Source organism: Brevibacterium pityocampae (assembly GCF_039541555.1).
GTDB classification, from domain to species: domain Bacteria; phylum Actinomycetota; class Actinomycetes; order Actinomycetales; family Brevibacteriaceae; genus Brevibacterium; species Brevibacterium pityocampae.
Window position 1 is genome coordinate 12,653 of the sequence record NZ_BAABGL010000004.1, and the last position, 24,487, is coordinate 37,139.

A 24,487-nucleotide genomic window follows, 5' to 3' on the forward strand; every position below is an offset into this window, starting at 1 on the left:
ACGATTCCCACCGGCCTCGGATGGAGCACGGCGTTCCTCAAAGATTGCTCAGCGCCTTTCAGCGGCGGTGGATGCACTCCCACGGATCGCCTGCCCGCGGCTCCGAGCCCACGGCGAGGCACCCTGTTCTTCATGCGCAGCACGCAGCGCCAGGACGGGCCGCTCACCGGCCGAAGGTGAGCTCCCCACTCGCGACGTCCACCGCGGTGAGCTCGAGTGCGATCCGGCTGCCCACCTCGGCCGCGCCCTCGACGAAGGCGACGACCGCGGGCTCGGGGAAATGCACCTCGAACCGGGGCGAGCGGTCACGGTTGGCGTCGCGCTGGGACACGACGACGCCCTCGAAGGTCTCCCCCACCCGGTCGGCGAGGAGCACGGCCTCGGTGGCCTCGACGACGGCGTTCTCGACCTTCCGCGAGCGCGACCCGGCCGCGCTCATGAGGTCCGGCAGCTCGGGCAGTGCGGCGAGCGCCCACTCCGGTGCCGCGACCCCCTGGGCGGCGGCCCAGGCGATCGGCAGGACGAACCGGTCGACGAGCCGGCGCAGGGGCGCGGTGGTGTGGGCGTAGGGTGCGCCGACCGCGGCCTGCACTGCGGTCTCGGGGTCCATGCCGGGTTCGATGACGGTGTAGCCGGCGCCGCGGAACAGCATGGGCGAGGCGTAGTGGACGGCGAGCGCTGCGGGGTCGGCGCCGGTGTGGTCGATCCGCTCGAGGACCTCCTGGTAGGTGCCATCCGCCTCGAAGCCGAGCGATCGCACGACGGCGGTGAACTCCGCGACCGTCTCCTGATCCGGGCGGGGCAGGGTGCGGAGGATCCCCTGGCCGGCGGAGAGCATGAGGTCAGCGGCCACCCGGCCGGCGAGCAGGGAGATCTGCGCGTTGGCGTCCTCGATCTCCCGGCGCGGCCGGAACGCCAGCGTGTAGGTGTCCTCGTCGCTGCGGGCGACCTCCTGGTCGGGGATCGCGAGGTCGATGCCGCCGCGATCGTGCTGCTGGGCGAGCAGGGCGGCGCCGAGCGCGGGGAGGGCGGCCATGCTCGGGTGCAGCGGGCGGCCGGCGTCGTGGTCGGCCTGGACGGTGTCGTAGTCGAGCTGCGCGACCGAGGCGACGACGGCCCGCACGAGGTCCTGGGCGACGACGGACCCGGATTCGGCGACGTCGACGACGAACACGTAGGCGGCCTTCGCAGCTCCCGGCAGGAGTGAGGCGGCATCTTCGGAGATCACCGGCGGGTGCAGGGGGATGCGGCGGTCGGGCAGGTAGTCGGTGAGGCCGCGGGCGCGGGTCTCCGCATCCAGCGCGCCGCCGGGCCGGATGAACCGGCCGACGTCGGCGATCGCGTAGCGCACCCGCCAGCGGGCGCCCTCGATGGGGCTGTCGCCGAGGTGCATCGCCTGGTCGAGGTCCGTCGCCCCGTCCGGGTCGATGGTGACGAAGGCGAGCTCGGTGAGGTCCTCCCGCTCACCGTCAATGCCGTCGTGACCGGGTGCGTTGGGGTCGGTGAGCTCGGCGACGGCGGCCTGCGCCTCGGCGAGGGCCTCGGGCGGGTACTCCTGCGGGAGCTCGGCGGCGATCCGGTCGTAGGCCTCGGTCAGGACCGGGCCGGGCAGGTGGGCGCGCATCCGGTGGGAGATCATGACAGCACCCTACTGCCGGTCCCTACGTCCGGTGCACGAACAGCCGGGAGGGGCGGCCGCGGCGGCCGTCGGTCATCTCCCCGGTGGGCTGGAGCAGCGGTTCCATGCGGCGGCGGAAGGCGTCGCGCTGCAGCTCCTCGCCGAGGATCGCCTCGTGGAGCAGCTGGAGGTCGCGCAGGGTGAAGGAGCCGGGAAGGAGCCGCCACGGGTCCGGGATGTCGGCGTAGTCGGCGCGCACCCGGGCGAGCGCCTCGGCGACGACGCGCGGCTGGTCGTAGGGCAGGCTGATCGACCCGCCAGGGGCCGCCTCGACGGCGGGGACGAGGGTGATGCGGCCGGCGGCGATCCCGGCGCGGACCACCTCGGCCTCGACGACGTCGAGGTGGGCGACGGTGACGACCCAGCCGCGCTGGTCGCGGTCCGGGTCGTCGAACACCTTGAGCTGCTGGGGTTCACGCCCGGAGATCCCGGCCTTCTGCGCCTGGCTGCGCAGCACTGCGGCGGCGAGGCGCTCACGCTCGTGGACGAAGGTCCCGGGGAGCACGAGCCGGCCGTGCCGGTCGGTGACGAGCACGACGTGGAGGGCCCCCTCGGCCACGGAGAAGGTGGCGGTGTCGACGGCGAGGGACGGCCGCGGGAACGCGGTGAGATCCGATGTCATGGGGACGCAGGTGTCATGGGGCGCGAGGGTCGAGCCGGGGCTCAGTCGGCGCTGCGGCGGTGCGCGAGCGCCGGGTCGTCGCGGAAGGGCACGAGCAGCAGCGAGCACTGCGCGGCGTCGAGCACCTGGGAGCTCGTGCGTCCGAGCTGCACGCGCATGCTCGAGAACCGGCCGAGGCCGCGCTTGCCCATGACGAGCAGGTCCGCGCCGGCAGAGCATTCGGTGAGGACGTCGACGGGGTCGCCCTCGACGAACTCGGTGCGCACGCTCAGCCCGGGGACCTGGGAGCGCAGCCAGGCCATGTCGAGCTCGGTCTGGGCGCGCACGCGGGCGTCGTCGCGCAGCGGCGTGGTGACGACGACGATGGTGAGCTCCGCGCCGGTGCGGGCGGCGTGGGCGGCGGCGTCGAGTGCGGCGACCCCGGCGTAGTCCGAGGTGTCCTGGCCGACGACGACCCCTCCCCCGCCGGTGACGTGGGCGTCGGCGGAGTCGAACTCGCTGGCCTCGGTGTCGCGGTAGATGAGGACGGGGCACAGGGCGTGGCCGGGCAGGCCGGAGGAGATCGTGCCGATCCGCCCACCGGTGCGCTGGTCGGAGCCGTGCTGGCCGATGACGACGAGGCCGGCGTGCTCGGACTTCGCGGCGAGCACCTCGGCGGGGTCGCCGGTTTCGAGCACGGTGTCGAACCGGGCGTCGGGCAGGAGCTCGCTCAGCTGCGCGGAGACGGAGTCGAGGGCCTGCTGAGCGGCGGCACGGGCCTCATCGGTGGGAGCGGAGCCGGGGGCGCTCGGGGCGACGACGGAGACGAGGCGCACGCCGACGCCGTGGTGGCGGGCCTCCTTGAGGGCCCAGGCGGCGGCCTCGCGGCAGGCGCGGGATCCGTCGATGCCGACGATGATCTCGCCGTTGATCTGCATTGCTCCACCTCGCTTCCCGGTGCGCGGACCGGGAATGACCTCGCCGAACGTCTGTTCCCCCGATCCTAGAGAACAAAGCGGTCCGGTGGTAGTCGCAAGCGCCGGTGTGCGTCGGGCCGGCAGTGGGTCCGAGAACGGGCGAGGCCCCGTCACCGGGTGGTGACGGGGCCTCGAGTGCGAGCCTCCTGCCGGAATCGAACCGGCGACCTTCTTATTACGAGTAAGACGCTCTGCCGACTGAGCTAAGGAGGCAACCAGTACAGGGTAACCGGCGGCCCTGAACCGGTCAAAACCGCGGGTGCCGCGACCCCGAGCGGTAGAGTGAGGTGGCGCCCCACCCCGAAAGGACCCAGCCGTCGTGGCCATAGATCTGCAGCGATTCACCCGTGAGTTCGAGGAGCTCATCGAGTGCGAATCGCCGTCCTCGGACCCGGCATCGCTCGTCCGCTCGGCGAACCTCCTCTCCCGCATCGGCACCGAGCTGCTCGGCGTCGCTCCGCGCATCGTCACCGTCGAGGGCTGCCCGCACGTGCTGTGGCGGTTCGGCGATGGCCCGCGCCGCGTGGTCCTCATCGGCCACCACGACACCGTGTGGCCGCTCGGCACGATCCGCCGCCTGCCGTTCTCCGACGTCGAGGGCATCATCCGCGGTCCCGGTGCCGACGACATGAAGGGCGGCGTGCTCGTCGCTCTCTACGCCCTGGCCGCCCTGCAGGCGCGCGGTGCCTTGCTCGACGGCGTGAGCCTCCTCGTCACCGGCGACGAGGAGCTCGGCTCGCTCACCTCCCGCCCGCTCATCGAGGCCGAGGCCGAGGGTGCGCGTGCGGCACTCGTGTTCGAGAGCGGGGGCGGCGACGGGGCGGTGAAGATCGCCCGCAAGGGGGTCGCGATCTACGAGCTCGAGGTGCGCGGTCGCGCCTCCCACGCCGGCGTCGAGCCGGAGAAGGGCATCAACGCCACGACCGAGGTGGCCCACCAGGTGCTGAAGATCGCGCAGATGGGCGACGCGAAGGCGGGCACCTCCGTGGTGCCGACGGTGCTGCACTCCGGGACCACGTCGAACACCGTGCCGGCGCTCGCGAAGGTCGGGATCGATTCCCGCGCCACGAACGTCACCGAGCAGCTCCGCGTCGACGCCGCGCTGCGCTCGCTCACACCGGTCCACCCGAGCGCCCGCCTGCTACTGCGCGGCGGGATCAACCGCGCCCCGCTCGAACCGCGCCAGTCGATGGGCCTCTACGGCCGTGCGCAGCGGATCGCCGGCCGGCTAGGGCACCCGCCGCTGCGGTCGATCGCGGTGGGCGGCGGCTCCGACGGGAACTTCACCGCCGGCATCGGCACGCCCACGCTCGACGGGCTCGGCACTGTGGGCGGCGGTTCGCACGCCGACAGCGAGCATGCCGTGAAGACGTGGATCCCGCGGCGGGTCGAGCTCGTCCGCGACCTCGTCGGTGAGCTCATCCTCGACTGATCGGTTTGGGGCGAGTGCCGGCCGGCCCGTTCCGGCGCCCGCGTGCGTTCAGTCCGCGGTGAGCCAGGGGTTCGACAGCCCGATGAAGGCGGCCTCGACGATGAGCAGCGGGGTCATGTTCGTGCTCAGCCTGGTCCGGGCCTGCCCGATGACGTCGATCCGGCGCAGGGTGCTCAGCGCGTCCGAGGCAGTTGCCTGCTCCCGGATCCGCTCCTCATCACCGCGGTTGATCCAGCCCTCGGTGAGTCCGAGCTGGCACAGCAGCACGTCGCGGTAGAGCGAGAGCAGCTCGAGGAGCATCGCGTCGATCTCGTCGTTGCGCGCCCGGGTGGAGCGTCGCTTCTGCTCCTCCTCGAGCCGTTTGACCTGTCCGCGCACCGCGGGCGGCACGGCCTTGCCCGGTTCCACCCCGAGGGTCTCGAGGAGGGCGGCGCGCTCGTGTGCGTCGCGTTCGGCGGAGCGCTCCTTGGCGCTCTCGGTCGCCTCTTCGACGATCCGTCCGGCCATGCGCACGGTGGAGCCGAGCGAGGTGAGCGTCTGCGGGATGTCGAGGATCCGGGCCCGCCGGGTGCGGGCGTCGTCGTTCGTCGCGAGGTGCTTGGCCCGCCCGATGTGGTTCTGCGCGGCGGCTGCCGCCCACAGTGCGGTCTCTGAGTCGACGCCGTCGCGGGTCTGCAGGAGTTCGGCGATCGCCTCGGTGGGCGGGATGCGCAGAGTGACGCTGCGGCAGCGCGAGCGGATGGTGGTCAGCACGTCCTGCGGGCTCGGCGCGCAGAGGATCCACACCGTGGCCGGCGGGGGCTCCTCGATCGCTTTGAGGAGGACGTTCGAGGTGCGTTCGGCCATCCGGTCCGCGTCCTCGATGATCATCACCCGCCACGGGGCGTTCACCGGGGCGCTCTGCGCCTGGGACACGAGTTCGCGCACTTCGTCGATGGTGATGAGGGACTTCTGGGTGGCCATGATCGTCATCGACTCGTGCGTCCCGGCGAGTGCCCGCTGCGCGGCGGGGCTGCGGGATTCGCCGCGGTCCGGGCTCAGCAGCGCGGCGGCGAAGGCGCGCGCGGCGTTCGAGCGGCCGGAGCCGGGCGGGCCGGTGATGAGCCAGGCGTGCGTCATCGCCGCCGAGGCGCCGCCGGAGTCGGTGGCCCGGGCCGCCTGCCGGAGCTGCTCGATCGCGGTGTCCTGGCCGACGAGCTCGTCCCAGACGCTCACCGGGAGCCGCCGTTCGGGTCGTACCCGCCGCGGTCGCGCGGCTGCTCCCGGCCGGAGCGCCGGAGCCGGGACTGGCGGAGCCGTTCGCGGGCCTGCCGCTCGAGTTCCGCCTGTGCGACGAGCCGGTCGCGGCTCACGCGCTGGTGGAAGTGCGGCAGCGGCATCTCCCGGGCGTTCTCAGCCTCCGGATCGGCGGCAGCGTCCCCGCCGGTTCCCGCGGCCGGACCGGTTCCCGCAGCCGGGTCGGTTCCCGCAGCCGGGTCGGTTCCCGCGGCCGGACCGGTTCCTGCAGCCGGGACGACGACCGGCATCCGAGCGGTCTCACTCGCCGCGGGGCCCGCGGGCTGCCGGGGCGCTGCGTGCGGGTTCGGCTCCGGTGCCCGGGATCCCAGCGGCGGCTGGGAGCCGGGTGCCGAACGGTTCGCGTGGCGGGCCGGGAGCACGGTCGTGGGATCGTCCTCGCCGAACCCTGTGCCGCCAGGGACCGCCGGCGGCAGGACCGTGGTGGGGTCGTCCTCACCGGGAGCTCCGCGGCCGGGGGCCGAGGCGGGCAGCACCGTGGTCTCCGCTTCGGACGGGTCGCTGCCGGCAGTGGCGCTGCCCGCCGGCGGGGCGCCGAGCACGGTGGTCTCCGCCTCGTCCGAGGCAGGCGCAGACACCGGCGACGCCGATGCCGATGGGCCGGACTGGGCTGCGTTACCGGCCTGCTCGGCTGCGTTACCGGGCTGTTGGGCTGTGCTGCCGGGATGCTGGGTTGCACTGCCGTGCCGCTGCCCCGCGGTGCCGGGAAGTGCGGTGTCGGAAGGTACAGTACCGCGGGGTGCTGTGCCGGAAGCTCCAGTGCCGCAGGGTGCGGTGTCACCAGGCGCGGCTAGTCCTCCGGCGTGCGGGTGGTTCTGCGACCGGTGGTCGCCGCGGGAGGACATGTGCGCGTCGACGACCGCGGCGATGTCCGCGGCGACGGCGGCAGGTTCCCGGTTCGCGTCGATGACGGCGTAGCGGGAGGGTTCGCGGGAGGCGAGTACCAAGAACGCCTCCTGCACCCGGCGGCGGAAGGCGAGGTCCTCGCGGTCGAGGTGGTTCTCCTCGCCGCGGGCGGCGGTGCGCTGCGCGGCGGTCTCCGGGTCGATGTCGAGGACGAGCGTGAGGTGCGGCACCAGGCCTTCGGTGGCCCAGCGCGACAGCCCGGCGATGTCCTCGGTGGAGAGCTCACGGCCCGCCGACTGGTAGCCGAGCGAGGAGTCGATGTAGCGGTCGGTGATGACGGTCTCACCGCGCTCGAGCGCCGGGCCGATGAGCGAGGCGACGTGGTGGGCGCGGTCGGCGGCGAACAGCAGCGCCTCGCTGCGCGGCGCCACCCCGGAGCCGCCGAGCACGACCTCGCGGATGGCGCGCCCCGCGTCGGTGCCGCCGGGTTCCCGGGTGAGGACGACCGGGCCGATGCCGCGGGCGCGCAGGTGCTCGTCGAGGAGCTGGATCTGGGTGGTCTTCCCCGAGCCGTCACCGCCCTCGACGGCGATGAAGAATCCCGGCCCGGTGACGTGCTCGGTGGCGTGGGCTGCGAGTTCCGAGGCGGCGGGCACCTCGGCCCGTTCAGCGGCGACCGCGGGGGTGCGGAAGGCGTGGACGAGGTCCACGCCGAGACCCTGGATGCCGTGCGGGGAGAAGGTGAAGAGCGCGATGATGCCGCCGACGAGCGCCACCAGCCCGACCACGGAGTAGGCCACGGTGGTGGCGCTGATGTTCCAGGAGGCGTTCTCGCTGAGCGCGACGACGGTGTCGAGGTCGAGCATGGTGAGCAGGAGCGCTGCGACCACGCCGGCGCCGACCCCGATGCTGCGGGAGAAGTCGTACCGCTGGGCGCGGACGCCCACGCCGACGGCGAAGGTGACGATCGCGGTGAGGACGGCCTTGCCGGACAGCTCCTCGATGATCCCGAGCGCCAGGGTGAGCACTCCGGCGGTGAGCAGTGCCAGGGAGGTCAGGCGGGGGCGCGACATGCCGGGGGCGAAGGTCGGACCGGCCTCGTAGCCGACCGCCCAGCCGAGGAACGCGGCGCACACGATGACGGCGAATCCGGCCTGCCCGAACCGGTGGTCCGCCACGGCGGGCTGCGCGAGGGCGAGGACGGCGCCGAGCACGCCGAAGAGCAGGTAGCACGCCCACGGCCGGGCGATCGGGGTGGGACCGCGCAGCGCCTGGCCGGCCGACCCGGCGGGGAACGCCCCGGTGACCGGGTCTCCGGCACCGGCAGGTGCGCGCATGGCGAGGGCGGAGGACACGAAGAGCAGCACCGCGCCGATGAGCAGGTACCAGCGCACACCACTGATGCCGGCCTGGGTGCCGCCGACGATCTGGAAGGCGTAGGTGGTGAGCAGGAGCAGGACCGCGGCGACCCCGGCGGTGCGCCAGGGCTTGCGGTGCAGGTGCGGGGCCTGGAGGACGAGGAGCGCGGTGGTGATCCCGAGGAACAGCGCGGTGATCCAGATGAGCCAGACGACCGGGAAGAAGAACACGCACACCGACGCCACGGCGGTCGCGGCCGCCCCGCCGGCGAGCAGCCCGCGGCCGGCCGGTGTGCTCAGCCTGCTGAACACCGAATGCGGGACGAACACCCCGGCGGCGACGAGCACGAATACGACGAGCAGGGCGCCGGCGGCCTGCGGAAGGGAGAAGGAGGTGTCCGCGAAGGACTCCGCGATCCGGTGCGCGGCACCCGGGTCGAGCACCCGCCAGACCCCGTGGAGACCGGCGATCCCGAAGGCGAGCGCGGTGAGGGCGAACATCACCATCCACCCGGTGACCTCCACGGCGACCGGGCCGAGGGAGGCCGGGGGCGCTGCGGAATCCGGCCGGGAGGCAGAGCGGTGATCCGTAGTATTCACGCCATCCACTCTACGACCCGGCACGGACACGGCGTCACAGCCGACTGTCGGATTCGCACCTATCCTGGACGGGTGCCGATCACGCTCACCGCCCTGAACGACGTCTCCCCCGACCCGACCATCGCGCTCGCACAGGCGCGCGCGCTCCTCGACGAGGTCAAGGCCGGGCGCCGCGCAGGTGTGCTGCGCCTCTACCGTCCGGAGCCCTCGGCTGCGTTCGGCGCCCGCGACCGGTTCCTCCCCGGCTTCCCCGCCGCGGTGGCCGCCGCCCGCGACCACGGTTTCACCCCGGTGCTGCGTTCGCTGGGCGGTCGGGTGGCCGTCTACCACCGCGACAGCCTCGTCATCGACCACCTCGAGCCCGCCGCCGGTCTGCTGTCCGGCACACAGGAGCGGTTCACCGGGTTCGGCGACTGGTACACCGCGATCCTCCGGGGCCTGGGCGTCGATGCGCGGCTCGGCGAGATCCCCGGCGAGTACTGCCCGGGCGAGCACAGCGTCAACGTCGCCGGTCGGATCAAGGCGATCGGCACCGCGCAGCGGGTGACCCACAGCGGCTGGCTGTTCTCCTCCTCCGTCGTCGTCGCCGACCCGGATCCGATCCGCGCGGTGCTCACCGACATCCAGTCAGCACTCGGCGTCGACTGGGATCCGGCCACCGGCGGGGCGATCAGCGAGGTGCACCCGGACGTCACTGCCGATGCCGTCGAGGCCGCATTCCGCACCGCGTATTCCGAGCGGTTCACCGTGGAGCCGGGCACCCTCACCGCGGTCGAGGCGCGCGCCGCCGAGGGGTACGTCGAGCAGCACCGGCTCTGACTCACGCGGGCCGGTCACGCGGCAGGAGAACGCGAACTGCGCGGTATCCGAAACCGGACGCGCAATTGCGCGCTCGGTTCGGGATACCGCGCAGTTCGGATCAGGCGGTGGTCGGCTTGCCGGTCGACTTCGTCGCCGTGGCCTTCTTCGCAGCCGTCTTCTTCGCCGCGGTGGTCCGCGCCGTCGTCGACTTGGCCGCCGGCTTCTTCGCAGCCGTGGTCTTCGAGCCTGCCGTCTTCGACGCCGTGCTCTTGGCCGTCGTCGACTTCTTCGCGGCAGGCTTCTTCGCGGCAGGCTTCTTGGCTGCGGTCTTCTTGGCCGGGGCCTTCTTCGCGGTCGTCTTCTTCTTCGCAGGCCCCTTGGCCCGCTTCTCCGCGAGGAGCTCGAAGGCGCGCGCCGGGGTGATGCCTTCTACGGAGTCGTCCTTGCGCAGGGTCGCGTTCGTGTCCCCGTCGGTGACGTAGGGCCCGAACCGCCCGTCCTTGACGACGACCGGCTTCTTCGACTCCGGGTCCTCGCCGAGCTCCTTGAGCGGGGGTGCGGCGGCGCGGCGGCCGCGCTGCTTGGGCTGGGAGTAGATCTCGAGCGCCTCGTCGAGGGTGATCGAGAAGATCTGCTCCTCCTCGGTGAGCGAGCGCGAATCGGTGCCCTTCTTGAGGTAGGGCCCGTAGCGGCCGTTCTGAGCGGTGATGACCGTCCCCTCGGCGTCGGTCCCGACCTCGCGCGGCAGGCTCAGCAGCTTGAGCGCCTGCTCGAGGTCGACGGTCGCGAGGTCCATGGACTTGAAGAGGGAGCCCGTGCGCGGCTTGACCTTCTTGCGGCCCTTCGTCTCCTCGGCCTCGGGCAGCACCTCGGTGACGTAGGGGCCGAACCGGCCGGACTTCGCGACGATCGTGTGCCCGGTCTCCGGATCGGTGCCGAGCTCGCGATCCCCGTCGCCGTGGCTGGCGATGAGTTCGCGGGCCTTCTCCGCGGTGAGCTCGTCGGGGGCGAGGTCCTCCGGCACGGACACGCGCTTGGGATCCTCGCCGTCCTGCGCCACCTCGAGGTAGGGGCCGTAGCGGCCCACCCGCAGGTCGATGCCCTCGGCGATCTCGATCGTGTTGATCTCGCGCGCGTCGATGTCGCCGAGGTCGTCGACGGTCGGCTTGAGACCGGGATGATCCTCGGTCCGGTCGCCGAAGTAGAACGCGGTCAGCCAGTCGTTGCGGTCCTCCTCGCCGGAGGCGATCCGGTCGAGGTCGGACTCCATGCCGGCGGTGAACTGGTAGTCGATGAGCCCGCGGAAGTGGAGCTCGAGGAGCCGCACCACGGAGAACGCGACCCAGGTGGGGACGAGCGCATTGCCGCGGGTGCGGACGTAGCCGCGGTCCTGGATCGTGGAGATGATCGCGGCATAGGTCGAGGGGCGCCCGATCCCGAGCTCCTCCATGGTCTTGACCAGGCTCGCCTCGGTGTAGCGCGGCGGCGGAGCGGTGGTATGGCCGGTGGCCTCGGCGCGATCGACGGTGAGCTGCTGGCCCTCGGACACCTCGGGCAGGCGCGATTCGCCGGCCCCGGTGTCGTAGCGGTCGACGTCCTTGCCCTCCTCGTAGGCGGCGAGGAACCCGCGGAAGGTGATGACCGTGCCCGAGGCGGTGAAGCCCGCCGTCTTGTCCTCACCGAGGTCGGCGGTGATCCGCATCGTGGCCGTCTTGCCCTTGGCATCGGCCATCTGGGAGGCGACGGTGCGCTTCCAGATGAGGTCGTAGAGGCGGAACTCGTCGCCGGAGAGCTTCCCGGACACCTGGGCGGGCGTGCGGAAGGAGTCGCCGGCGGGTCGGATCGCCTCGTGCGCCTCCTGTGCGGACTTCTGCTTGCCGGAGTACATGCGCGGCTTGTCCGACACGTATTCGGGACCGTACAGCTCCGAGACCTGACGGCGGGCGGCGGAGACCGCCTGGCCCGACAGCGCCGAGGAGTCGGTGCGCATGTAGGTGATGTAGCCGTTCTCGTAGAGCGACTGGGCCACGCGCATCGCCTGGCGGGAGGACAGGCGCAGCTTGCGGCCGGCCTCCTGCTGCAGGGTCGAGGTGGTGAAGGGGGCGGCGGGTCGGCGGGAGTAGGGCTTGGTCTCCAGCGCGGAGACGGTGAGCCGATCCTTGGCCGTGGTGTTGAGGGTGTTCGCGAGCGCGGTCGCCATCTCCTCGTCGAGCACGACGACGTCGCTCTTGCCCTTGAGCTTGCCGGCGTCGTCGAAGTCGCGGCCGCTGGCGACCTTGGTGCCGTGGTAGGTGGCGAGACGGGCGGAGAAGGAATTGCCCTTGCCCGGCACCGCGAGGTCGATGTCGAGGTCCCAGTAGTCGGCGGACACGAACGCCATGCGCTCGCGCTCGCGCTCGACGACGAGGCGGGTCGCCACGGACTGCACGCGACCGGCGGACAGGCCGCGGTTGACCTTGCGCCACAGCACCGGGGAGACCTCGTAGCCGTAGAGGCGGTCGAGGATGCGGCGGGTCTCCTGCGCGTCGACGAGCGAGGTGTCGAGCTCACGGGTGTTCTCGAGCGCGCGGGAGATCGCCTCGGGGGTGATCTCGTGGAACACCATGCGCTTGACCGGGATCTTGGGCTTGAGGACCTCGAGGAGGTGCCAGGCGATCGCCTCGCCCTCCCGGTCCTCATCGGTGGCGAGGAAGAGTTCGTCGGCGTCCTTGAGGAGGGCCTTGAGCTCGGAGACCTTCTTCTTCTTGCCCGGGTCCACGCGGTAATAAGGAGCGAAGCCGTTGTCGACGTCGACGGCGAACTTGCCGTAGGGCCCCTTCTTCATGTCGGCGGGCAGCTCGGAGGGCTGCGGGAGGTCGCGGATGTGGCCCACGGAGGCTTCGACGTCGTAGCCGTCACCCAGGTATCCCACGATCGTGCGGGCCTTGGTCGGCGACTCGACGATGACGAGTCGGCGCGGCTGCGAGGTGGAGGATGCCACGGCGGTCCTTTCGTGGGCGACTGTCACCGACGCGTCCGTCGGGCAGTCCCGCTGTTGCTGGTGAGAAACTCTGAGAAATGTAGCACTTGCCTCTTCTACCGTCTCACATGTCGATGTGCAGGGTCCGGGCGGGAGGCGGAGCGCGGCGGTGCGGTGCGGGTGCTGCGGGTGCGGATGCCGTGGTGCGGGTGCGGGAGTCGCGCCGGGCGCCGGAGCCGGGCCGCGCTGCGGGTGCGGCTGCGCCTGCAGCTGCGCCTGCACCGCGGGATAGGTCAGCGTTCGGTGTATGGTCAGTACATGCTGACCATTGCCTCTCGCCTCGACGTGATGAACCGCCTCGGCCGCGCGATGGCCGACCCCACGCGCTCCCGGATCCTCCTCTCCCTCCTCGAGTCACCCGGGTACCCGGCGGAGCTCGCCCGCATGCTCGGCCTCACCCGCACGAACGTGTCGAACCACCTCACCTGCCTGCGCGACTGCGGGATCGTCGTCGCCGAGGTCGAGGGCCGCCGCACCCGCTACGAGATCGCCGACGGCCACCTCGCCCGCGCGCTCGACGCGCTCCTCGACACCACCCTCGCCGTCGACGCCGACGCCCCGTGCCTCGACCCGCAGTGCCCGGTGGCCGGATGCTGCGAGGACGGCGCAGGGGAAGGTACGGGCACCGCTGCGGACGGCGGCTCTGCAGGCGAGCCGGATGCCGGAGGAGGCGCCGGCAGCGATGCAGCCGTCGTCACCGGGGCGCGATCGTGAGCGGGTCCGCGTGCGGGTGCGAGGCCACCTCGCTCGCCGACGCCGGTCCGACCGGGTCCGAGGAGCACACTCCGTGGTGGCGCAGGACCTCGGTGATCATCCCGGTCCTCTCCGGCGTCGCGCTCGTCGCAGGCCTCGCGCTCGAGTGGTTCGTCCCCGGCGCCCTGCCGGAGCCTGCCGCGCAGGTGCTGTTCTGGGCCTCGCTCCTCCTCGGCGCCTCGCAGTTCGCACCGGGCGCGCTGCGGGGCCTCGTCACCCGCGGCAGGCTGGGCATCGGCCTGCTCATGACGATCAGTGCGATCGGCGCGGTCGTCCTCGGCTTCGTCGAGGAGGCGGCCGCGCTCGCCTTCCTCTATTCCATCGTCGAGGCGCTCGAGGACATCGCGATGGACCGCGCCCGCACCGGCCTGCGGTCGCTGCTCACGCTCATCCCGGCGAATGCGACGGTTGTCGCACCCCACGGCACGACGCGCACGGTCCCCGTCTCCCAGCTCGCGGCGGGCGACAGGTTCCGGCTCTTCGCCGGTGAGCGCAGCGCCACCGACGGCGTCGTGCGCGCCGGGCGCAGCAGCCTCGACGTCTCGGCGATCACCGGCGAGTCCATCCCGGTGGAGGTCGGTCCCGGGGACGAGGTGCTCGCCGGTTCGATCAACACCTCGGGCGTGCTCGAGGTCGAGGCGACCGCCCCCGGGGCGGACAACTCGCTGACCACGGTCGTCGGGCTCGTCGAGCAGGCGCAGGCGCGGAAGGGCGAACGGGCCCGCATCGCCGATCGTCTCGCCCGGCCGCTCGTGCCCGGCGTGCTCGTCCTGGCACTGCTCGTCGCGGTGGTCGGCTCACTGCTCGGCGACCCCGGCCTGTGGATCGAGCGGGCGCTCGTCGTGCTCGTCGCGGCCTCGCCGTGCGCGCTCGCGATCTCCGTGCCGATCACTGTCGTCTCCGCGATCGGCGCGGCCACGCAGTTCGGCGTGGTCGTCAAGTCCGGCGCGGCATTCGAGCGCCTGGGTGGAATCCGCCACCTCGCGCTCGACAAGACCGGCACCCTGACCAGCAACCGACCCGCCGTCGCCCGGATCCTCACCGTGGACGGGTTCACCGAGGCCGAGGTGCTCGGCTGGGCGGCCGCGCTCGAATCCCACAGCTCCCACCCGCTCGCCGCCGCGATCACCGCCGCCGCACCCGGTTCGGTGCGCGCCGAGGAGCCTGCTGCGGCCGGAAAGGAGACCGGCCGGGCCCAGGAGATCTCCGAGGCAGCCGGACAGGGGATCACCGGTGTGATCGATGGCGACCGGATCGCGGCCGGCAGTCCGCGGTGGCTCGCTCCCGGCGTCTGCGCGGCGGAGGTCGCGGAGCTCGAGGGCCGGGGCATGACCGTCGTCGTCGTCCACCGGGACGGCCGGATGGCCGGTGCCATCGGGGTGCGCGACGAGCTGCGCCCGGAGGCGTCTGAGGTCATCGCCTCGCTCCGTGAGCGCGGACTGGGGACGACGATGCTCACCGGCGACAACGCTCGAACGGCCGAGGCGCTGGCCGGAGAGGCCGGGATCACCGACGTGCGCGCGGAGCTGCGGCCGGAGGAGAAGGCGCGCGCCGTGGCCGAGCTGCAGGAGAGCGGGCGCGGCCCGGTGGCGATGATCGGCGACGGGATCAACGACGCCCCGGCGCTCGCCTCGGCGGACATCGGGATCGCGATGGGCGTCACGGGTACGGATGCGGCGATCGAATCTGCGGACGTGGCGTTCACCGGCGACGACCTGCGGCTCATCCCGCGCGCGGTGGACCATGCGCGCCGGGGGCGGCGCATCATCAACGAGAACATCGTCCTGTCGCTGGCCATCATCGTGATCCTGCTGCCGCTCGCGATCACCGGCGTGCTCGGACTCGCGGCGGTCGTCCTCGTCCACGAGATCGCCGAGGTCGTCGTCATCCTCAACGGCCTGCGCGCGGCCCGCGTGCGGGGGCTCGGGGCAGTGGAACGCCGGTCGGCCTGACCCTCACACCTGCGGGTAGACGACTCCGGCGGGCACGAGTGTGCGGACCTGGGCGATGAGCTGGGCGCGCAGCGCGGACTCCTCGACCTCGAGCAGGCCGGAGAGCGCGGCGGCCACCGCGCCGAGGGTGAGCGAGCCGTCGGCCACGCCGAGGAATCCGGACAGCGCCGCGTCGGAGGAGAATGTCCGTGCGAAGCCGGTGCCCTGCTCGATCGTGATCATCGTCGGCGCCTCCTGGCCCGGCATGAAATGCCGGTGCTCGGTGACGTCCCCGGAGCGGACGAACGCGGTCTCCGCGAGTTCGGCGTCGTCGGCCGCGGCGAGCCATTCGAGCATCGCCAGGCGGGTGTCGAGGTGCGCGGCGATACCGGCGGCGTTCGCGCCGAGCGGCTGATCGAGCTCCTCGAAATGCCGCACCGCTGCGTCGCTGCCCGGGTTTCCGTCGTCATTGCCCGCAGTGCCGGCTTCGGATCCGGTGGCGGACCCGGGTCTGCTGCCGGCCGCGGGCCCGGTACCCGAATCGGCACCGGCGCCCGCTTCTGCCCCGGCGCCGGGTGCCGTCGCGCCGAGCTCGGAGGCCTCGCCGGTGAGGCGGTGCATGCGCACCCACCCGAACCCGATCCGATCGACGGAGCGGGAGGCGAAGTCGGCGAGCCACGCCTCGGTGTCGGCGGCCCAGCGCTGGGTGGCGCGCGCGACTCCCCCGTCGCGGATCCACGTCTCCGCGTACGCCACGGGGTCGAGCCGCTCGCGTTCGATGACCATGATCGAGGTCTGCGCGTCGCCCACCCGGCCGGTGGGGTCGACGGTGTCCGGCCCGTACTCCCAGTTGCCGAGGAACACCGCGTGCCCATCGGGACGCAGGTGGCCGGGCGTCTGGGCGAGGAGGGTGCGCATGATCCCGTCGCCCTCCATCCCGCCGTCGCGGTACTCGAGCTGGCCGTCGCGGCCCTGCGGGGTGATGACGAACGGCGGGTTGGACACGATGAGGTCGAAGGACTCCGGCACCGGGTCGAACAGGGAGCCGAGCCGGAACTCGATGCTCTCCTCCACCCCGTTGAGCTGCGCGGTGAGCGCCGCGAGGTGGAGGGCGCGGATCGAGAAGTCGGTGGCGACGACGCGGTCGGCGTGGCGGGCCAGGAGGATCGCCTGGATCCCGCAGCCGGTGCCGAGGTCGAGCGCGGAGTGCACACGGTGGCGCGGGGTGATCTCCGCGAGCGTCCGGCCGGCCCCGCCGAGTCCGAGCACGAAGTCGTCGGACACCGGTTCGGACTGCGTGAGCGTGCCGTGGTCGGAGAACAGCCACACCGTCTCATCACCGGGGCACTGCCCCCGCGGCACCCCGGTGGGCACCGCGTAGGGGGTGAGTGCCAGGCGCGACATGAGCCGCGGCGGCGAGGCCGCCGGGCGGGCGGCGGACGGGGCCGGGTCGTCCTGCGCCGCAGGGACCGAGCTCGAATCACTCCGAGCAGCGGCGCCCGCCCCCGCAGCACCCGGCGCTGCAGCACGGACCAGGGGAAGCCCGGCACCGAGCGCAGGGGCCGTGCCGGCGATCTGTACGAGCAGTCCGGATTCGGTGAGGGCATCGCAGAGCTCCTCGCCGAGCGCGGCCCTCACCGCGGTGACCGGCTGCGGCACGCGGAGCACGAAGAGCCCGGCCAGCACGGCCTGCGGCTCGCTCCTCCCGCGGAGGCGGAGCCGGGCCGGGGTCGCGTTGTTGCGCTGCAGCGCGGCGTCGGCGTCGACGCCCCACAGTGCCCGCAGACCGGCCGGGGTGAATTGGGCGGCGCGGAGCCGCTCGGCGAGGGCACGGAGGCAGGCGACGTCGGGCTGGGGCAGCGGCGCGGAGGCAGGCGAGGGAGTCACCGCACCAGGCTACGTGGTCGCACATCCGCCCGGCCGCCAGCCGTCGACTCCGCTGCTTCGGTGCAGGTGCCCGTGGGAGAATGTGCGCCATGTCCGACTCCCGTTCCGCGCTCCTCGATCTCATCGGCGACTTCGGGGCGCGCGAGGACCGGATCCGGCACATCGAGCACTTCCCGGCCCGCGTCGGCACCACTGCGGACTGGCCGGAGTGGGCGGACGACGAGGTGGTCGCAGCCCTGCGGTCGACGGGCATCGACCGGCCGTGGACGCATCAGGTGGCGGCCGCGGACGCGGCACACCGGGGTGAGGACGTGGTCATCGCCAGCGGCACCGCCTCGGGCAAGTCCCTGGGGTTCTGGCTGCCGGTGCTCGACTCGGTGGTCCGCACCCGGGATGAGATCCCCACCCGCGCGGCGACGACGCTCTACCTCTCCCCCACGAAGGCACTCGCCGCCGACCAGTACGAGAAGCTCCGCTCGGTGGTGCTGCGGGGCCTGCGGCCGGGCACCTTCGACGGCGACACCTCGCAGGCGGACAAGGCCTGGGCGCGCAAGCACGCGAACGTCCTGTTCACGAACCCGGACATGCTCCACCGCTCGGTGCTGCCGCGGCACGGGTACTTCACCCGCTGGTTCAAGACGCTGCGCTTCATCGTCGTCGACGAGGCGCACCGGTACCGCGGGGTGTTCGGCTCCCACGTCGCGCTGATCCTCCGCCGGCTGGTGCGGGTCGCCCGGCACTACGGCGCCGACCCGGTGATCGTCGGGGCCTCGGCGACGATGGCCGACCCCGCCGCGGCGTTCGCCCGGATCACCGGGCGCGAGGCGATCGCGATCACCCAGGACGCCTCGCCCCGGGCGGCCGGGGACTTCGTCCTCTGGGAGCCGCCCCTCCTGCCGGAGCCGTGGGGCCTGGAATGGGAGGATCCTGATCCCGCCGTCGTCGGTGGCCCGGGGCACGACCCGTTCGCGGACTCGCGCGGCCCATCCGCCCGGGAGTCGGCCTTCACACCTGTCCCCGGCCCTGCCCCGGGGACTGACCAGGAACGGGCCCAGGAGCCCACCGGCACGGATGCATCCCGGCGGAGCACGATCGCGGAGTCCGCCGACCTCCTCACCGACCTCACCTGCGCGGGTTTCCGCTCGATCGCGTTCATCGCCTCCCGCCGCGGCACCGAGGCGCTCGCCGAGGCGGTCCGCGACCAGGTGGCGCGCGTCGACTCCACTCTGCCGCGCACCGTCGCCGCCTACCGCGGCGGCTACCTGCCCGAGGAGCGCCGGCTGCTCGAGACCGGCCTGCGCAACGGCCGGCTCCGCACGGTCGCCTCGACGAACGCGCTCGAGCTCGGGATCGACATCGCCGGTCTCGACGCGGTCGTCATGGCCGGCTGGCCGGGCACGCTCGCCTCGCTGTGGCAGCAGGCCGGGCGCGCCGGCCGGGCCGGACAGCAGTGGGCGGCCGTGCTCATCGCGCGCGACAACCCGCTCGACACCTATGTGGTCAACCACCCCGAGGCGGTGTTCGGCGCACCCGTGGACGGCGGGGTGATCGATCCCGGCAATCCGTTCGTGCTCGCCGGGCACCTGTGCGCGGCCGCGGCCGAGATCCCGCTCACCGAGGCCGATCTGCCGCAGTTCGGCGACACCGCGGAGCAGGTCCTCGCCTCGCTCGCCGAGGCCCGCATACTCCGGCGGCGCCCGGCAGGCTGGTTCTGGGCGAAGGCCGAGGATGCCGCCGCGCTCACCGACATCCGCGGCTCCGGCGGCGGACAGGTGCGGATCGTCGAGGAGTCCACCGGCGCGCTGCTCGGCACCATCGAGGACGCCGGGGCGCACACGCAGAGCCACACCGGGGCGGTGTACATGCACCAGGGGCGCACCTTCACCGTGCGCGAGCTCGACCTCGACGCCCGCGTGGCGTTCGTCGAGGCGGCGAGCGTCGACTACTCGACGCAGGCGAAGTCGGTGACGGAGATCAGCATCGAGTCGACCGACCGCTCGATCACGCTGCCGTCCGGCGCGCGTGTGTTCACCGGGATGGTCGAGGTCGTCGATCAGGTGGTCGCCTACCAGATGCGGCAGCAGCGCACGGGGGTGGTGCTCGCCGAGCACCCCCTCGAGCTGCCCGAGCGCACTCTGCGCACTCAGGCGGTGTGGTTCACGGCCCCGCCGGAGCTGCTCGCCGATGCCGAAGTGGGGCGTGCCGACGTGCCGGGCACGGTGCACGCCGCCGAGCACGCCGCGATCGGCCTGCTGCCGCTGTTCGCCGGCTGCGACCGCTGGGACGTGGGCGGGGTGTCGACCGCGATGCACGCCGACACGGGGATGACGACGGTGTTCGTCTACGACGGACAGCCCGGCGGTGCCGGGTTCGCCGAGCGGGGCTTCGACTGCTTCACCGACTGGCACCGGGCGACGCTCGAGGCGATCGAGTCCTGCGAGTGCATCTCCGGCTGCCCCTCGTGCATCCAGTCGCCCAAGTGCGGCAACGGCAACGAGCCGCTCGACAAGGCCGGCGCGGTGCGCATCCTGCGCGCACTCCTCGGCTGAGACCCTACTCACCTGCTCTCCCCGGTCGGGGATCCGGCGACCGCTGTCGCGCTGACCTTCCCGAGCGGAGGTGGGAGGTCGACCTCGGTGACGACCTTCGCAGTGCCGAGGTCCGGCCGGGCGATGCACTCGGTGACCTCCACTCCGCTGCGCTCCGCGGTCTCCGCGGCGATCTCGCACGGGTCACCGGGGGTGATGCCGCGGGCGGCATCGGCGGCGGCGATCGCGGCGAGGTCAGCCGCACCGTCGGCGCGGGCGTGGGCGAGGAAGGCCTGGGCGCCGAGCCCCAGGCCGGCGACGAGGGTGAGTGCCGCTGCGCCGAGCGACACTGCGAGCACCGTCGAGGAGCCCCGGTCGTCGCGGAGGTGCCCGGGCCGGATCACCGGATGCCCTCCGTCCGCGCGGTGGCGGTGGCGCTCACCGATTCCTGGACGAAGCGCAGGGTTTCCGGCAGCGGCAGCGTGACCTCGACCGTGGTGTACCCGCCCTCGTGGCGGACGGCGACCGTGGATCCGTCACCGGCCTTCTCCGTCGCCTCGTGGCGCACCGTGCGTTCGGGTTCGCCGCGCGCGGCCTCCCGGGCGGCGGCGCGTGCGGCGTCGTGGGCGCGCAGCTGGGACAGGCCGATCGTGCCGGCACCCGTGATGAGCGCGATGAGGAGCACGAGCGCGGGCATGAGCATGGCGAACTCCGCGGTCGCGGCACCGCGGTCATCACGGGCGGCCGACATCGGTTCAGGCCCCCAGTCCGAGGGCGGTGGAGATCACGCCGGTGATCGCCTCCTTGATCGGGTCGGACTTGAGGACGACGACGAGGAGCGCGGCGAAGCCGCAGGCTGCGAGCGTGGTGATCGCGTACTCCGCTGTCGTCGCTCCGCGGTCGTCCTCGAGCACGGCGAGTGCTGCGCTGCGGGTCGGTACGAGTGCCGCGGCGGGGTCGTCTGCGGGTGGGGTGGTCGTCGGGGTGTGTGCGGTGGTGTCCATCGTGAGTCCTTTCCGTGAGATCCGATGGTCCTCCGATCCTCTGCCGCCGCCGCACCGCGGACCAGAGCCCATCTGCGCCTGTGGATGGCGGCGGGCTGTCCACAGGCCGGAGGTCGCAGCCGCGGGAGCCCCTGTGACCAGCCGCCGCGGGCCCGGCTCAGCCGAAGAGCACTCCGAGGTCGTCGACGAGGCTGAGGACCACCGGGACGACGCCGAGCAGGAGGAACGCCGGGAGCACGCACACACCGAGCGGCACGACGAGCTCGACACCCAGGCGGGCGGCCGCGATCTGCCGCCGCCGGTGCTCCGCGCGCCGCAGGTCCCCGGCGAGGCCGCGCAGCAGCGGGGCGAGTGCGACGCCGGTGGAGCGGGAGAAGAGGACGAGCCGGCTGACCGCGGCGAGCTCCTCGTTCGAGTCGTCGATCTCCCCGAGCGCAAGGGACCGGCCGAGCCGGTCGAGCCCGGTCCGGTCGCCCCCGGCGGCTGCGGCGAGCGACAGCGCCCGCTCCGTCGGCAACCCGGTCTGCAGACAGATCGAGACGAGGTCGAGGTCGAAGGCGAGCGCGTCCACAGCACTCATCGCCGAGGTCGGCGACGGGCCCGGCTCTCCGGCACCCGCCACCCTCTCGCCCGAGCCTTCCGCAACCCGACTTCCCATTGCACCGCTGCGCGCACCTCGGCCCCGGTCCGAATCCCCGACGCTCTTCCCACGACCGCCCTGCGGTGCTCCGAGAAGCGACTTCAGCCGGGTGTCCGCGCCGGGATCGAACAGCCACCAGCCGCAGCCGACGAGCAGCCCGGCCACCGCTGCGATGAGGAGGATCATGCCGTCGCCCTCCGCAGCAGGGACCGCATCCACAGCCGGCCGACGAGGAGCAGCACCGCTCCCCCGCCCAGGCTGATGAGCCCGGGCACGGAGGACAGGAGTGCGGCGAGGTCGGTCCCGATGAGCAGTCCGAGTCCCAGTGACAGCAGCGGCAGCCAGGTGAGGACCTTGACCGTCGAGGCGGGCCCGGCGAGCGCCACGGCTCTGTCACGGGCGGAGTCGGCCTTCTCCCGGCAGGTGTCGCCGTAGCGGGCGAGCATGTCGGCGGCCGGCGCCCCGGCGGTCTCCGCGACGAACCACACGGCCGCCATCCCGTCGAACACCTCGGCCGCTGCCGGGATGAGAGAGCCGGTGTGACGGCGGATCGCCTCGTGCGGCGGGTCACCGAGCTCGAGCGAGCGGCTCATCCGCAGCAGTGCCTGCTCGAGGTCGGAATCCTCGGCGAGCCCGGCGAGCTGGGCCATGACGACGGACGGGGGCATGCCGACGCGGAGCAGCTCGACGGCCCGGTCGACGACGGCGACCGCGGCGGCGTGCCGGTCCTCCGGGGTGCGCCGGCGCCGAGGTGCGCTCGCGCGGGGGCGCGGCGAGGTCAGCGCGCGCAGGCGCCGGGCACCGGCGGGATCGGCGAGCAGCCAGTACCCGCAGCCGACGAGCAGCCCGGTGACCAGGCCCAGCTGCCAGCTCATCGCGCCTCCCTCCAGTCCACGACCGGGCTCACGTCGCGGCCCGCTGCTCGAGGAGCCGGCGCACCGCCGTCACTCCCGCCTCGGAGAACCCGTCGCCGGCATCCCACACCGGCAGCATCTCGATCCGGGTGTCACGATCCGCGGCGGGAACCGCGATCTGCGCGATGCCGCGGGTGTTTCCCTCACGGCGGACGTGGATGACGAGGTCGATCGCTGTCGCCATCTGGGACCGCACAGCCGCCGGACTCATCCCGGCGAGCGCACCGAGCGCCTCGAGCCGGGCGGTGACGGCCTGCGCGGTGTTCGCGTGGATCGTCGCGCACCCGCCCTCGTGCCCGGTGTTGAGCGCGGTGAGCATGTCGCGGACCTCCGCACCGCGGCACTCGCCGACGACGAGCCGGTCGGGGCGCATCCGCAGCGCATTGCGCACGAGGTCGGTCATCGCGACCTCGCCGACGCCCTCGACGTTGCTCTGCCGGGCGGCGAGCTGCACGACGTGGGGGTGGCTGATGAGGAGTTCGCGGGAGTCCTCGACGACGAGCAGCCGCTGATCCGCGGCGACCTCGGAGAGCAGCGCACCGAGGAGCACGGTCTTGCCCGAGCCGGTGCCCCCGGAGATGAGGAAGTTCGCCCTCCGGGCGAGCACCTCGAGGAGCAGCTCGTGGGCCGGCGCCGGTACGAACCCGTCGGCGAGGAGTTCGTCGAGGCGGAAGCCGGAGGCGCGCGGAACGCGGAAGGACAGCACGGTGGTGTCCCCGGACAGCGGTGGGATGACGGCGTTGAGACGCACCCCGTCGGGCAGCCGGACGTCGACGAGCGGGCTCGAGTCGTCGAGACGGCGGCCGCCCAGCCCCGCGAGCCGGACGGCGAGCGCCCGGACGTCGGATTCGGTGCCGAGCGAGATCGGCACCGGTTCGAGACCCGCCCCGCGATCGGCCCAGATGTCGCGCGGGCCGTTGACGAACACGTCGGTGGTGCCCGGCGCGTCGAGGATCGGCTGGATCGGCCCGGCCCCGGCGAGCTGCGCGGAGATCCGGGACACGAGCTCGAGCAGGGCGCCGGCGCCGAGCACCCGGCCGGTGCGCTGCACGGCGGTGGCCACGGCTGAGGCGGTCACCGGCCCCGGGTTCTCGAGCAGGTGGTCGCGCACCTCGGCGATGAGGGCGGGCTCGATCCACTCGCTCATGAGGCGATCCCGGCCGCCGCATCGAGGGCGAGGAGGTCTGCGAGGAGGTCCTCGGCGAACCGGCCCAGGCGGGTGCGGCCGGCGGGGATCCCCTCCCCGCGGTCGATCCGGGCGGCGAGCCCGCCGTCGTCGGTGAGCGTCCCGGCGAGGTCGAGCCCGATGGTGTCGGCGACGAGGTGCGGGTCGAGGCCGAACCGGTCGGACTCCCGCACGACGAGGCGCACCCCGGGGTGGACCTCGGCGAGCCGGCGGGCGACGCGGGCGGCGGCGACCGCGGCGCGCACCCGGGCCGGGGTGACGAGCACGAGGTGGTGGCAGGCGCGCGCCCACGCGGCCGGGGCGTGGCGGGGCAGGTCGACGATGACGAGGTCGAAGGCCTGCTGGGAGGCGGTGAGGACGGCGTCGAACACCTCCCCGGTGAGCTCCTCACGGCCCTCCCGGTCCCAGGACAGGATCGCGAGCTCGTCGAAGCGCGGCAGCGCCTGCGTCAGCGTCGAGGGCCGCAGTCGGCCCTTCGAGGCGGTCAGCGCCGGCCAGCGCAGCCCCGGGATGTCCTCGCAGCCGAGCACGAGGTCGAGGCCCCCGCCCAACGGGTCAGCGTCGAGGAGGACGGTCGCGGTCGACTGGCCGGCGGCCTGCCGGGCGAGCGCGCAGGCGAGCACCGAGGCGCCCGCCCCGCCGGACCCGGCGACGACGCCGATCGTCGTGGCCGGGGCGGCCGGGGGTTCGACCGCGGTGATCATCCGCTGGGTCAGCCATTCCCCGGCCGCCGGCAGGAGGGCGACGTGGTCCGCGCCGAGCCGGGCGGCGTTCGACCAGGCGTCGTGCGCCTCGGCCGGGGCGATGAGCACGGTGGGCACGCCGGCGGCCTGGGGCGGGTCGACGACGTCCTCACCGAGCAGGATGAGGACGGCGCCCTGCCACCCGCCGGACTGCGGGGCGAGCACGTCGAGGGTGATGCCGATGCTGTCGGCGATCGCTGCGCAGTGGTCGACGAGGCTGGGGAGCTGGGTGAGGAGCGCGATGCGGGGCATGCTCCCACGGTGCGCCGACGGCCGCCGAGGCGCACGCCGGG

At 73.2% G+C, this 24,487-nt stretch carries 19 protein-coding genes and 1 tRNA gene; 5 read left to right on the forward strand and 15 right to left on the reverse strand.

Translation table 11 applies throughout. The features are described 5' to 3' along the window. Positions 1-163: 163 nt before the first annotated feature. From ABD883_RS04330 to ABD883_RS04345, 4 genes are all read right to left on the reverse strand, one after another. Entirely contained in the window at positions 164-1,639 is a 1,476-nt protein-coding gene (locus ABD883_RS04330) for an RNB domain-containing ribonuclease (protein WP_345030159.1), read from the reverse strand. Between the two features lie 22 nt (positions 1,640-1,661). Beyond that, positions 1,662-2,300 (reverse strand): NUDIX hydrolase, encoded by a 639-nt coding sequence (locus ABD883_RS04335; RefSeq protein ID WP_345030161.1) that lies wholly within the window; start codon positions 2,298-2,300, stop codon positions 1,662-1,664. A 41-nt stretch (positions 2,301-2,341) separates the two neighbouring features. Then, entirely contained in the window at positions 2,342-3,217 is an 876-nt protein-coding gene (locus ABD883_RS04340; protein WP_345030163.1) for a universal stress protein, read from the reverse strand. Between the two features lie 179 nt (positions 3,218-3,396). Beyond that, a tRNA-Thr gene (locus ABD883_RS04345) sits at positions 3,397-3,469 on the reverse strand. A 106-nt stretch (positions 3,470-3,575) separates the two neighbouring features. Here ABD883_RS04345 and ABD883_RS04350 point away from each other — a divergent pair. Continuing rightward, entirely contained in the window at positions 3,576-4,688 is a 1,113-nt protein-coding gene (locus tag ABD883_RS04350; protein ID WP_345030165.1) for a M20/M25/M40 family metallo-hydrolase, read from the forward strand. A 48-nt stretch (positions 4,689-4,736) separates the two neighbouring features. Here ABD883_RS04350 and ABD883_RS04355 read toward each other — a convergent pair whose 3' ends face one another. After that, positions 4,737-5,903, reverse strand: coding sequence for a DNA polymerase III subunit delta' (locus ABD883_RS04355; protein WP_345030167.1), 1,167 nt, complete (start codon positions 5,901-5,903; stop codon positions 4,737-4,739). Further along, positions 5,900-8,788: a dTMP kinase gene (tmk, locus tag ABD883_RS04360; protein WP_345030169.1), complete on the reverse strand. Its 2,889-nt coding sequence runs from the start codon at positions 8,786-8,788 to the stop codon at positions 5,900-5,902. The genes ABD883_RS04355 and tmk overlap by 4 nt, the downstream gene beginning before the upstream one ends. Positions 8,789-8,860: 72 nt before the next feature. Here tmk and ABD883_RS04365 point away from each other — a divergent pair, with 72 nt between their 5' ends. Beyond that, on the forward strand, positions 8,861-9,607 hold the full coding sequence (locus tag ABD883_RS04365) for a lipoate--protein ligase family protein (protein ID WP_345030171.1): 747 nt from the start codon (positions 8,861-8,863) through the stop codon (positions 9,605-9,607). Between the two features lie 100 nt (positions 9,608-9,707). On the opposite strand, the gene topA is transcribed toward ABD883_RS04365, so the two are convergent. Next, complete coding sequence (topA, locus tag ABD883_RS04370; RefSeq protein WP_345030173.1) at positions 9,708-12,569, reverse strand: type I DNA topoisomerase; 2,862 nt, start codon at positions 12,567-12,569, stop codon at positions 9,708-9,710. Between the two features lie 297 nt (positions 12,570-12,866). On the opposite strand from topA, the gene cmtR reads away from it, so the two are divergent. Next, positions 12,867-13,322, forward strand: a complete 456-nt coding sequence (gene cmtR, locus ABD883_RS04375; protein WP_137318096.1) for a Cd(II)/Pb(II)-sensing metalloregulatory transcriptional regulator CmtR — start codon at positions 12,867-12,869, stop codon at positions 13,320-13,322. Then, a complete protein-coding gene (locus ABD883_RS04380) occupies positions 13,319-15,313 on the forward strand; it encodes a heavy metal translocating P-type ATPase (protein WP_345030175.1) in 1,995 nt (664 codons plus the stop codon). Before cmtR ends, ABD883_RS04380 begins: the two co-directional genes overlap by 4 nt. Positions 15,314-15,316: 3 nt before the next feature. Here ABD883_RS04380 and ABD883_RS04385 read toward each other — a convergent pair whose 3' ends face one another. Next, entirely contained in the window at positions 15,317-17,179 is a 1,863-nt protein-coding gene (locus ABD883_RS04385) for a DUF7059 domain-containing protein (protein WP_345030177.1), read from the reverse strand. An 89-nt stretch (positions 17,180-17,268) separates the two neighbouring features. On the opposite strand from ABD883_RS04385, the gene ABD883_RS04390 reads away from it, so the two are divergent. Next, positions 17,269-19,728, forward strand: a complete 2,460-nt coding sequence (locus ABD883_RS04390; protein ID WP_345030179.1) for a DEAD/DEAH box helicase — start codon at positions 17,269-17,271, stop codon at positions 19,726-19,728. Between the two features lie 8 nt (positions 19,729-19,736). Here ABD883_RS04390 and ABD883_RS04395 read toward each other — a convergent pair whose 3' ends face one another. The 7 genes from ABD883_RS04395 to ssd all read right to left on the reverse strand — a co-directional run bounded on the left by ABD883_RS04395 (position 19,737) and on the right by ssd (position 24,446). Beyond that, entirely contained in the window at positions 19,737-20,111 is a 375-nt protein-coding gene (locus tag ABD883_RS04395) for an Rv3654c family TadE-like protein (RefSeq protein ID WP_345030181.1), read from the reverse strand. Continuing rightward, positions 20,108-20,458, reverse strand: a complete 351-nt coding sequence (locus ABD883_RS04400) for a TadE family type IV pilus minor pilin (RefSeq protein ID WP_137318099.1) — start codon at positions 20,456-20,458, stop codon at positions 20,108-20,110. Before ABD883_RS04400 ends, ABD883_RS04395 begins: the two co-directional genes overlap by 4 nt. 4 nt (positions 20,459-20,462) lie before the next feature. Beyond that, complete coding sequence (locus ABD883_RS04405) at positions 20,463-20,711, reverse strand: DUF4244 domain-containing protein (protein ID WP_137318100.1); 249 nt, start codon at positions 20,709-20,711, stop codon at positions 20,463-20,465. A gap of 157 nt (positions 20,712-20,868) precedes the next feature. Then, on the reverse strand, positions 20,869-21,291 hold the full coding sequence (locus tag ABD883_RS04410; protein ID WP_175406795.1) for a type II secretion system F family protein: 423 nt from the start codon (positions 21,289-21,291) through the stop codon (positions 20,869-20,871). 242 nt (positions 21,292-21,533) lie between these two features. Continuing rightward, positions 21,534-22,226: a type II secretion system F family protein gene (locus ABD883_RS04415; RefSeq protein ID WP_137318102.1), complete on the reverse strand. Its 693-nt coding sequence runs from the start codon at positions 22,224-22,226 to the stop codon at positions 21,534-21,536. Between the two features lie 28 nt (positions 22,227-22,254). Next, positions 22,255-23,412, reverse strand: coding sequence for a TadA family conjugal transfer-associated ATPase (locus ABD883_RS04420; protein ID WP_247425483.1), 1,158 nt, complete (start codon positions 23,410-23,412; stop codon positions 22,255-22,257). Beyond that, positions 23,409-24,446 (reverse strand): septum site-determining protein Ssd, encoded by a 1,038-nt coding sequence (ssd, locus tag ABD883_RS04425; protein WP_247425486.1) that lies wholly within the window; start codon positions 24,444-24,446, stop codon positions 23,409-23,411. The genes ABD883_RS04420 and ssd overlap by 4 nt, the downstream gene beginning before the upstream one ends. Between the last annotated feature and the right edge of the window lie 41 nt (positions 24,447-24,487).